Consider the following 9,901-nt stretch of genomic DNA (forward strand, 5'->3'; position numbering starts at 1 on the left):
CATGCGCCGCGGCCGTCGTCTCGCCATCGACGTCGGGGACGCGCGCATCGGGGTCGCCTCGTGCGACCCCGACGGGATCCTCGCGACTCCGGTCGAGACAGTTCCGGGACGTGATGTCCCGGCGGCCCACCGCCGGTTGAAGCAACTGGTCGAGGAGTACGAGCCGATCGAGGTCGTCGTCGGACTCCCTCGCTCCCTCAAGGGGGGCGAGGGCCCGGCCGCCGCCAAGGTCCGCGCCTTCGCCCAGGAGCTCGCCCGGGGGATCGCACCCACTCCGGTGAGACTCCTCGACGAGAGGATGACCACAGTGACGGCCAGTCAGGGCCTGCGCGCTTCGGGCGTGAAGTCCAAAAAGGGCCGGTCTGTCATCGATCAGGCCGCCGCGGTCATCATCCTTCAGCAGGCCTTGGAATCCGAACGGGTGTCAGGTAAAGCTCCGGGCGAGGGCGTCGAAGTGGTCATCTGATCGCGATACGGTAACGTTCCGCGCGATGCGGTGGTGTTCGAACAGCTGCCGCACAGCAGAGAGGCGGACGGGAGCCGTGCCACAAGCGCCAGCAGCCGCCGCCTCGCGGCGCTAGGGGATCGATGACTGAGTATGGCCGGGGCCCAGGCTCCGAACCGTGGAATCCGGAGGACCCGTTGTACGGGGACGGCGGATGGGGAGGACAGGCCGCCGACGGCCAGTCCCCCTACGGCGGCCAGCCGCAGCACTATCCGCAGCAGCCGCAGCAACAGCAGCAGGAACAGTACGGCGACTGGGGCACCGGCCAGCAGGGCGGGTACGGCCAGGGCCAGCAGCAGTATCACGACCCGGGCCAGCAGCAGTTCCCCGGTCAGGGTCAGCAGCAGTACACCGGTCAGGGGCAGCCGCAGTACCAGGGTCAGCCGCAGTTCCCCGGCCAGGGGCAGCAGGAGTACGCGGACCAGGGGCAGCAGCAGTACACCGGCCACGGCCAGCAGTATGCCGACCAGGGGCAGCAGCAGTACAACAACGGTGGCTGGGACACCGGGACGCACCACCAGATCCCCTATGCCGCCGACCAGGCCGACCCGTACGGGGGTCAGCCCGTCACGTACGGCGGGGAACAGGCCGACTACTACGGCACCCCCGACGCGTACCCGCCGCCCGAGCCGCCCGCCCGCCGCCGCGCCGAACCCGAGCCGCAGACCGACTGGGACCCCGGTCCCGACCAGGGCGAGCACGCCTTCTTCGCCGGTGGCGACGATGACGACGACGACTTCGACGACGACCCGAAGGGCCGCGGCCGCGGTGACCGGAAGGCCCGGGGTGGCGGCAAGGACAAGAAACGCCGCAGCGGCTGCGCCTGTCTGGTGGTCGTGCTGGTCTTCGGAGGCGGGCTCGGCGGGGTCGGGTATTACGGGTACCAGTTCTACCAAAATCGTTTCGGCGCGGCTCCCGATTATGCGGGGGGCGGCACGGGCGAACAGGTGAGCGTCACCATTCCCAAGGGCGCGGGCGGTTACGAGATCGGGCAGGTGCTGAAGCAGAACGGCGTCGTCAAGAGTGTCGACGCGTTCATCGCGGCGCAATCACAGAATCCCAAGGGGAATAACATCCAGCCGGGCGTCTACACGCTCAACAAGGAAATGTCCGCGGAAAGCGCTGTCGCGCTCATGCTCAGCGACAAGAGCCGCAACAACCTGGTCATTGCCGAAGGCCGACGCAATTCCCAGATCTATACGCTGATCGACAAGCGGCTCGCCGTCAAGGCGGGCACGACCGAGGCCGTCGCCAAGAAGGAATGGGCGACCCTGGGTCTTCCTGACTGGGCGAATACCAGCAAGGACATCAAGGACCCGCTGGAAGGATTCCTCTACCCCTCCAGCTATCCGGTGGGCAAGGGTATGAAGCCCAAGGACGCCCTGAAGCAGATGGTCGACCTGGCCAAGGAGAAGTACGCCGAATTCGGCCTCCAGTCGAAGGCCAAGGCCCTGAACCTGAAGAACCCGCTGCAACTCCTCACGGTGGCGAGCCTCGTCCAGGTCGAAGGAAAGACACATGACGACTTCCGCAAGATGGCCGAGGTCGTCTACAACCGCCTGAAGTCCACCAATACCGAGACCAATCAGCTGCTTCAGTTCGACTCGACCTTCAATTACCTGAAGAAGCAGAGTAAGATCAACATCAGCGAGTCCGAGATCAACAGCAACCAGGACCCGTACAACACGTATACGCAAAGGGGTCTACCGCCCGGCCCGATCGACAACCCGGGTGATGATGCGTTGAAGGCGGCGCTCAACCCGACGGATGACGGCTGGCTCTACTTCGTGGCGACCGACGGTCAGAACAGGACCGAATTCGCCAAGACGTATGCCGAATTCCAGACGCTCAAGGACAAATTCAATGAGAGCTCGGGCAACTGACGCCCGCCGGGCCGCCGTGCTCGGTTCCCCGATCGCCCACTCCCTCTCCCCGGTGCTGCACCGCGCCGCGTACGAGGAGCTGGGTCTCGGCGACTGGTCGTACGACCGTTTCGACGTCGACGAGGAGGCGCTCCCCGGGTTCTTCGCGAAGCTCGGGCCGGAGTGGGCGGGCCTGTCGCTGACGATGCCGCTCAAGCGGGCTGTGATCCCGCTGGTCGACGAGATCAGTGACACGGCGGCGTCGGTGGAGGCGGTGAACACCGTGGTGTTCACCGAGGACGGCCGGCGACTCGGTGACAACACCGACATCCCCGGGATGGTCGCCGCCCTGCGTGAGCGGGGGATCGAGCAGGTGGAGTCCGCGGCGATCCTCGGCGCGGGCGCCACCGCCTCGTCCGCGCTGGCCGCGCTGGCACGGATCTGCACCGGCGAGGTCGTCGCGTACGTCCGCAGCGAGGCGCGTGCCGCCGAGATGCGGCAGTGGGGCGAGCGGCTCGACGTGGACGTGCGGACCGAGGACTGGGCGGACGCCGAGCAGGCGCTGCGCGCACCGCTGGTGATCGCCACGACCCCGGCGGGTACGACGGACGCGCTGGCCGCCGCCGTCCCCGAGCGGCCCGCCACCCTCTTCGACGTGCTCTACGACCCGTGGCCCACGGATCTGGCGGCCCGCTGGTCCGCGTACGGCGGTGCCGTGGTCGGCGGGCTCGACCTGCTCGTGCACCAGGCGGTGCTCCAGGTCGAGCAGATGACCGGGCGTTTCCCCGCGCCGCTGGACGCCATGCGGAAGGCGGGCGAACACGCGCTCGCTCGCCGCTGAGCGCCGAGGGTGCGGCGAGGTCCGTCCGATTACTGGACCTGCGACCGTTTCCCAGGTCCGGACGTGGGAGGATCGGAGGTGGCGGGCCAGGGCCGCGCACCCGGTCACGCCGTCGCCGTACGCGAGGACGCGTGTACGCAAGGGCAACTCAGGGCGCGAGGATGAGGAGCACCGTTGAGCAGGTTGCGCTGGCTGACCGCGGGGGAGTCCCACGGTCCCGCACTTGTCGCGACGCTGGAGGGTCTTCCCGCCGGCGTGCCGATCACCACGGAGATGGTGGCGGACCATCTGGCCCGGCGGCGCCTTGGGTATGGGCGCGGTGCCCGGATGAAGTTCGAGCGGGACGAGGTCACCTTCCTGGGCGGCGTACGCCACGGCCTCACCATGGGTTCCCCGGTCGCCATCATGGTCGGCAACACGGAGTGGCCCAAGTGGGAGCAGGTCATGGCGGCCGACCCGGTCGACCCGGAGATCCTCGCCGACCTGGCCCGCAACGCGCCGCTGACCCGGCCCCGGCCCGGCCACGCCGACCTCGCGGGCATGCAGAAGTACGGGTTCGACGAGGCCCGGCCGATCCTGGAGCGCGCCTCCGCCCGTGAGACCGCCGCCCGCGTGGCGCTGGGCGCGGTGGCCCGTTCGTACCTGAAGGAGACGGCCGGGATCGAGATCGTCTCGCACGTCGTCGAGCTGGCCGCGGCGAAGGCGCCGTACGGCGTCTACCCGAAGCCCTCGGACGTCGAGAGGCTCGACGCCGACCCGGTGCGCTGCCTCGACGCCGACGCTTCGAAGGCGATGGTCGCGGAGATCGACCAGGCCCACAAGGACGGCGACACGCTCGGCGGTGTGGTCGAGGTTCTCTCGTACGGCGTGCCGGTGGGCCTCGGCTCGCACGTGCACTGGGACCGGCGTCTCGACGCCCGGCTCGCGGCCGCGCTCATGGGGATCCAGGCCATCAAGGGCGTCGAGGTCGGCGACGGCTTCGCCCTGGCGCGGGTGCCGGGCTCCCAGGCGCACGACGAGATCGTCCACACCGAGGACGGCATCAAGCGCACCTCCGGCCGTTCCGGCGGCACCGAGGGCGGTCTGACCACCGGTGAACTGCTGCGCGTCCGTGCCGCGATGAAGCCGATCGCGACCGTGCCGCGCGCGCTGGCGACCATCGACGTGGCCACCGGCGAGGCTGCCAAGGCCCACCACCAGCGCTCCGACGTGTGCGCGGTGCCGGCCGCCGGCATCGTCGCCGAGGCCATGGTGGCCCTCGTCCTGGCCGACGCGGTGGCCGAGAAGTTCGGTGGCGACAGCGTTCCCGAGACGCGCCGCAATGTGCAGTCGTACCTCGACAACCTGGCGATCCGGTGACCGCTCCGCGCGTCGTTCTCGTCGGCCCGATGGGGGTCGGCAAGTCCACGGTGGGCGCGCTGGTCGCGGAGCGGCTCGGCTGCGCCTACCGGGACACGGACGACGACATCGTGGCCGAGCAGGGCCGCACCATCGCCGACATCTTCGTCGACGAGGGCGAACCGGTCTTCCGTGCCATCGAGAAGCAGGCCGTGCACCAGGCGCTCGCCGAGCACGAGGGCGTGCTGGCACTCGGCGGCGGCGCGATTCTCGACGAGGAGACGCGGGCGCTGCTCGACGGGCACCAGGTCGTCTACCTCTCGATGGACGTGGAGGAGGCCGTCCAGCGCACCGGGCTGAACGCGGCCCGGCCGTTGCTGGCCGTCAATCCGCGCCGGCAGTGGCGCGAGCTGATGGAGGCGCGCCGCCACCTGTACACCGAAGTCGCCCGCGCGGTCGTGGCCACCGACGGCCGTACCCCCGAAGAGGTCGCCCAAGCGGTCCTCGACGCACTGGAGTTGAAGGAAGCATGAGCGAGGCAGTGACCCGTATCCAGGTCGGCGGCACCGCAGGCACCGACCCCTACGAGGTCCTGGTCGGCCGTCAACTCCTGGGTGAGCTCGGCGGGTTGATCGGCGACAAGGCCAAGCGCGTCGCGGTCGTCCACCCCGAGGCGCTCGCCGAGACGGGCGAGGCGCTGCGCGCCGACCTCGCCGGGCAGGGCTTCGAGGCCGTCGCCATCCAGGTGCCGAACGCGGAGGAGGCCAAGACCGCCGAGGTCGCCGCCTACTGCTGGAAGGCGCTCGGCCAGTCCGGCTTCACCCGTACCGACGTGATCGTCGGTGTCGGCGGCGGCTCCACCACCGACCTGGCCGGTTTCGTGGCGGCGACCTGGCTGCGCGGCGTGCGCTGGATCGCCATCCCCACCACCGTGCTGGCCATGGTGGACGCGGCGGTCGGCGGCAAGACCGGCATCAACACGGCCGAGGGCAAGAACCTGGTGGGCTCCTTCCACCCGCCCGCGGGTGTGCTCTGCGACCTGGCCGCCCTCGACTCGCTGCCGGTCAACGACTTCGTCTCCGGGCTCGCGGAGATCATCAAGGCCGGTTTCATCGCCGACCCGGTGATCCTGGAGCTCATCGAGGCCGACCCCGAGGCGGCTCGTACGCCCACGGGGCCGCACACCGCCGAGCTCATCGAGCGCTCCATCAAGGTGAAGGCGGAGGTCGTCTCCGGCGACCTCAAGGAGTCCGGGCTGCGGGAGATCCTCAACTACGGGCACACGCTCGCGCACGCGATCGAGAAGAACGAGCGCTACAAGTGGCGGCACGGCGCGGCCGTCGCCGTCGGCATGCACTTCGCCGCCGAACTCGGCCGTCTGGCGGGCCGGTTGGACGACGCGACCGCCGACCGCCACCGCACGATCCTGGAGTCCGTCGGCCTCCCGCTGAGCTACCGCTACGACCAGTGGCCCAAGCTCCTGGAGACCATGAAGGTCGACAAGAAGTCGCGCGGCGACCTGCTCCGCTTCATCGTCCTCGACGGGCTGGCCAAGCCGACGGTACTCGAGGGCCCGGACCCGGCCGTCCTCCTCGCCGCCTACGGCGAAGTCGGGGAGTGACGACGTACGACGAGGTGGGTGCGTAACGCCCAACGGGCCCACACTTGGCCCGTTTTGCCCCTCTCTCCCGGGCACTTCGCACGTTCCCCGGCCGTTCACACAACGGCGGCCGGGGAAGGTACCGTTCGGATGGGGGCCCCTCCCACGCCTTTTAGGCTGTGGGGGAGAGCGGGACCGAGGCCCCATTCGCCAGCGCCAATTGCCTGCCGCGAGTGAGTCGAAGGGACGCGTCGGTGCCGAGAGGGTGAGCGCGCAGAGGCCCGAAGGGCTGAGCACGGTCGGGCTCTCGACACCGACTGAGGCGGCCCGGAGGCGAATGAGCCAAAGACACGAGACGGAGTGGCACCGGATGCAGCACGCAGTGGGGGCTCCGCTGCCGCCGCCCCATCAGCCGGGGCACGGACCGGCCGCCGGCTGGTCGCCGGCCGGACAGCACCCGGGTCCCGCACCCGCTCCGGGTTTCGCCGGAGCGCCCGTGCCTCCGGGGGTTCCGCCCACGCAGGTCCCGCAGCACGCGCCCCCGCAGCACGCCTCCGCGCAGCCCGCACACCGCGCTCCCGTGCCTCCCACGCCGGACACGACCGGGCATGTGCAGCTGCCCCCGGGCGGCCCGGTGGCCATGCCGTCGTCACCGCCCGCCGCGGGCACTCCCGACCCCACCGCCACCACGCTCGCGGTGCTGCTCATCGGCCCCGCCGGCGCCGGCAAGACGAGCGTGGCCAAGTACTGGGCGGACCACCGCCGCGTGCCCACGGCCCACATCAGCCTCGACGACGTACGCGAATGGGTGCGCTCGGGCTTCGCCGACCCGCAGTCGGGGTGGAACGATCATTCGGAGGCGCAGTACCGCCTGGCCCGCCGCACCTGCGGCTTCGCCGCGCGGAACTTCCTGGCCAACGGCATCTCGTGCGTCCTCGACGACGCCGTCTTCCCGGACCGCCCGGTCGTCGGTCTCGGCGGCTGGAAGCGGCATGTCGGACCCGGCCTGCTGCCGGTCGTCCTCCTGCCGGGCCTGGAGATAGTCCTGGAGCGCAACGCGGAGCGCTCCGGAAACCGCCGCCTCACCGACGAGGAAGTAGCCCGGATCCACGGCCGCATGGCCGGTTGGTACGGCTCCGGCCTCCCCATCATCGACAACTCGCAGCTCGACGTACCGGCCACGGCCCGCGTCCTGGACGACGTACTCGCCCGGTCGATCGCCAGCCCGCCGCAGTGGTGAACCTCTGAAGCTCCGATTGGCCCCCTGTCGACACGTCCGGCCCCGCTGAACCGGCGACATCCGGCCACCGCTCGTACGCTCGGTTCATGTCAGAGGTGTACGCGGCCCGCAGAGAGCGGCTTCGGGAGCGCAGTACGGCGGGCGGCAGCGCGACGGCGCTCGTCACCCGCCCGGCCAACGTCCGGTATCTCGCCGGGGCGGCCCCGCGCGGTGCCGTCCTGCTGCTGGGCAGGGGCGAGGATCTGCTGCTGTGCGCCGGCCCGCCGAGCGGCGAGGCCGATGAAGGACGTCCCGACGAGGCGCTGCGCGTGCAGGTGCTGCCGGGCCCCGGTGGCGATCCGGCCGTCGCCGCCGCCGACGTCGCCTGCGCCCAGGGCGCCGAGGCCCTCGCGGTCGAGGAACACCACCTGACCGTGACCCGGCACCGCGCCATCGGCTCGGTGGCGCCACGGCTGCGCCTCGCGGACCTGGGCGGCGCGGTGGAACAGCTGCGGGTGATCAAGGACGAGGAGGAGATCTCCTGTCTGCGGATCGGCGCCGAGATCGCCGACCAGGCGCTGGGCGAGCTCCTCGAATCCATCCTGGTCGGCCGTACGGAACGCCATCTCGCCCTTGAGCTGGAGCGCCGCCTCGTCGACCACGGCGCCGACGGCCCGGCGTTCGCGACCTCGGTCGGCACCGGGCCGAACTCGGGACGCCGCGGCCACCGGCCCACCGACCGGCGTGTCGAGGAGGGCGACTTCCTCTCCGTCTGCCTCGGCGCGACCTATCGCGGCTACCGCTGCGAGATCGGCCGTACGTTTGTGATCGGCACCTCGCCCGCCGACTGGCAGATCGAGTTGTACGACCTCGTCTTCGCCGCCCAGCGCGCCGGACGGGAGGCGCTGGTACCCGGCGCCGCCTACCGTGACGTGGACCGCACGGCCCGCCAGGTACTCGATTCCGCGGGGTACACGGAGGGCCTTCCTCCGCTGACCGGGCACGGTGTCGGGCTCGAAATCGACGAGGACCCGCAGCTGGCTCCCGCAGCCATGGGTAAACTGGACGCTTGCGTGCCGGTCACCGTCGAACCGGGGGTCCACCTCCCGGGCCGGGGCGGTGTCCGGATCGATGACACGCTCGTCGTACGCCCCGAGGCGGACGGCGGACCCGAGCTACTCACCATCACGACCAAGGAGCTGCTCGCGCTCTAGCTTCGAGCTACGCGCGTGCGCCTGGGTCGTCCACGTCAGTCCAGGAGATTCCGCAACCGTGGCTTCCACGAACGACCTCAAGAACGGCCTGGTGCTCAAGCTCGACGGAGGCCAGCTCTGGTCCGTCGTCGAGTTCCAGCACGTCAAGCCCGGCAAGGGCCCGGCCTTCGTGCGCACCAAGCTGAAGAACGTGCTCTCCGGCAAGGTCGTCGACAAGACGTTCAACGCCGGCGTCAAGGTCGAGACGGCCACGATCGACAAGCGCGACATGCAGTTCTCGTACATGGACGGCGAGTACTTCGTCTTCATGGACATGGACACCTACGACCAGCTGATGGTCGACCGCAAGTCCGTCGGCGACGCCGCCAACTTCCTGATCGAGGGCTTCACCGCCACCGTCGCACAGCACGAGGGCGAGGTGCTCTTCGTCGAGCTGCCCGCCGCCGTCGAGCTCGTCATCCAGGAGACCGAGCCGGGCGTCCAGGGCGACCGCTCCACCGGTGGCACCAAGCCCGCCATCCTGGAGACCGGCCACCAGATCCAGGTCCCGCTCTTCATCACCACCGGTGAGAAGATCAAGGTCGACACTCGTACGAGCGACTACCTCGGCCGGGTGAACAGCTAACCGTGGCTGCCCGCAACACGGCCCGCAAGCGCGCCTTCCAGATCCTCTTCGAGGGCGACCAGCGCGGCGTGGACGTCACGACAGTCCTCGCGGACTGGATCCGGCACTCCCATGCCGACACCCGGCAGCCTCCGGTCAGCGAGTACACGATGCAGCTGGTCGAGGGCTACGCCACCAAGGCGAGGCGGATCGACGAGCTCATCGCGACGTACGCCGTCGACTGGACGCTGGACAGGATGCCGGTCGTCGACCGCAACATCCTGCGCCTCGGTGCCTACGAGCTGATCTGGGTCGACGAGACCCCTGACGCCGTGGTGCTCGACGAGGCGGTGCAGCTGGCGAAGGAGTTCTCCACGGACGAGTCGCCCTCGTTCGTGAACGGCCTGCTGGGCCGACTGAAGGACCTGAAGCCGTCGCTCCGCCGCGACGAGGTCTAGACGCGTACGTCTGGACGAGGTCCAGACGTACGAATGTCGTACGAACGCCGGAGGGCCCGCAGCAGACATGCTGCGGGCCCTCCGGCGTTGCCCTGCCCATGAGGCTCCCGAGGCCCGCAGAAAGCCGCCGGGGGGGGGGGGGGGGGGGGGGGGGGGGGGGGGGGTGGGGGGGGGGGGGGGGGTTGCGAGGGTTGGGTGCAAAAGTTGGAGGTGTAGGCCGGGTCCACGGCGATGATCGCGATGCCGGTCTGGTCGGCCAT

General features: G+C 70.2%; 10 protein-coding genes. All 10 read left to right on the forward strand.

All coding sequences use genetic code 11. The features are described 5' to 3' along the window. Position 1 precedes the first annotated feature (1 nt). The 10 genes from ruvX to nusB all read left to right on the forward strand — a co-directional run bounded on the left by ruvX (position 2) and on the right by nusB (position 9,641). A complete protein-coding gene (ruvX, locus tag ACZ4WS_RS10435; RefSeq protein ID WP_467979021.1) occupies positions 2-466 on the forward strand; it encodes a Holliday junction resolvase RuvX in 465 nt (154 codons plus the stop codon). A 122-nt stretch (positions 467-588) separates the two neighbouring features. After that, positions 589-2,388 (forward strand): endolytic transglycosylase MltG, encoded by a 1,800-nt coding sequence (mltG, locus tag ACZ4WS_RS10440; RefSeq protein ID WP_467979023.1) that lies wholly within the window; start codon positions 589-591, stop codon positions 2,386-2,388. Continuing rightward, positions 2,369-3,208, forward strand: coding sequence for a shikimate dehydrogenase (locus tag ACZ4WS_RS10445; RefSeq protein WP_467979025.1), 840 nt, complete (start codon positions 2,369-2,371; stop codon positions 3,206-3,208). Before mltG ends, ACZ4WS_RS10445 begins: the two co-directional genes overlap by 20 nt. Before the next feature lie 174 nt (positions 3,209-3,382). Continuing rightward, positions 3,383-4,567 carry a chorismate synthase gene (gene aroC, locus ACZ4WS_RS10450; protein WP_467979026.1) on the forward strand — a complete coding sequence of 395 codons (1,185 nt, stop codon included), beginning with the start codon at positions 3,383-3,385 and terminating at the stop codon, positions 4,565-4,567. Between the two features lie 29 nt (positions 4,568-4,596). Next, positions 4,597-5,079: a shikimate kinase gene (locus ACZ4WS_RS10455; protein WP_467979277.1), complete on the forward strand. Its 483-nt coding sequence runs from the start codon at positions 4,597-4,599 to the stop codon at positions 5,077-5,079. Continuing rightward, positions 5,076-6,167: a 3-dehydroquinate synthase gene (gene aroB / locus ACZ4WS_RS10460; RefSeq protein WP_467979027.1), complete on the forward strand. Its 1,092-nt coding sequence runs from the start codon at positions 5,076-5,078 to the stop codon at positions 6,165-6,167. The genes ACZ4WS_RS10455 and aroB overlap by 4 nt, the downstream gene beginning before the upstream one ends. Positions 6,168-6,516: 349 nt before the next feature. Then, positions 6,517-7,386, forward strand: coding sequence for a Pro-rich N-terminal domain-containing protein (locus tag ACZ4WS_RS10465; RefSeq protein WP_467979029.1), 870 nt, complete (start codon positions 6,517-6,519; stop codon positions 7,384-7,386). A gap of 86 nt (positions 7,387-7,472) precedes the next feature. Then, positions 7,473-8,579 (forward strand): aminopeptidase P family protein, encoded by a 1,107-nt coding sequence (locus ACZ4WS_RS10470; RefSeq protein WP_467979031.1) that lies wholly within the window; start codon positions 7,473-7,475, stop codon positions 8,577-8,579. Between the two features lie 58 nt (positions 8,580-8,637). Further along, positions 8,638-9,204, forward strand: a complete 567-nt coding sequence (efp, locus tag ACZ4WS_RS10475; protein ID WP_330303171.1) for an elongation factor P — start codon at positions 8,638-8,640, stop codon at positions 9,202-9,204. Positions 9,205-9,206: 2 nt separating this feature from the next. Beyond that, positions 9,207-9,641: a transcription antitermination factor NusB gene (nusB, locus tag ACZ4WS_RS10480; RefSeq protein ID WP_467979034.1), complete on the forward strand. Its 435-nt coding sequence runs from the start codon at positions 9,207-9,209 to the stop codon at positions 9,639-9,641. Positions 9,642-9,901 lie beyond the last annotated feature (260 nt).

It is taken from the genome of Streptomyces sp. NPDC029292, assembly GCF_055569295.1.

Coding starts and splice junctions, on each gene's coding strand:
- ruvX (WP_467979021.1), top strand. CDS start 2: ATGCGCCGCGGCCGTCGTCTCGCCATCGACGTCGGGGACGCGCGCATC.
- mltG (WP_467979023.1), top strand. CDS start 589: ATGACTGAGTATGGCCGGGGCCCAGGCTCCGAACCGTGGAATCCGGAG.
- ACZ4WS_RS10445 (WP_467979025.1), top strand. CDS start 2,369: ATGAGAGCTCGGGCAACTGACGCCCGCCGGGCCGCCGTGCTCGGTTCC.
- ACZ4WS_RS10455 (WP_467979277.1), top strand. CDS start 4,597: ATGGGGGTCGGCAAGTCCACGGTGGGCGCGCTGGTCGCGGAGCGGCTC.
- aroB (WP_467979027.1), top strand. CDS start 5,076: ATGAGCGAGGCAGTGACCCGTATCCAGGTCGGCGGCACCGCAGGCACC.
- ACZ4WS_RS10465 (WP_467979029.1), top strand. CDS start 6,517: ATGCAGCACGCAGTGGGGGCTCCGCTGCCGCCGCCCCATCAGCCGGGG.
- ACZ4WS_RS10470 (WP_467979031.1), top strand. CDS start 7,473: ATGTCAGAGGTGTACGCGGCCCGCAGAGAGCGGCTTCGGGAGCGCAGT.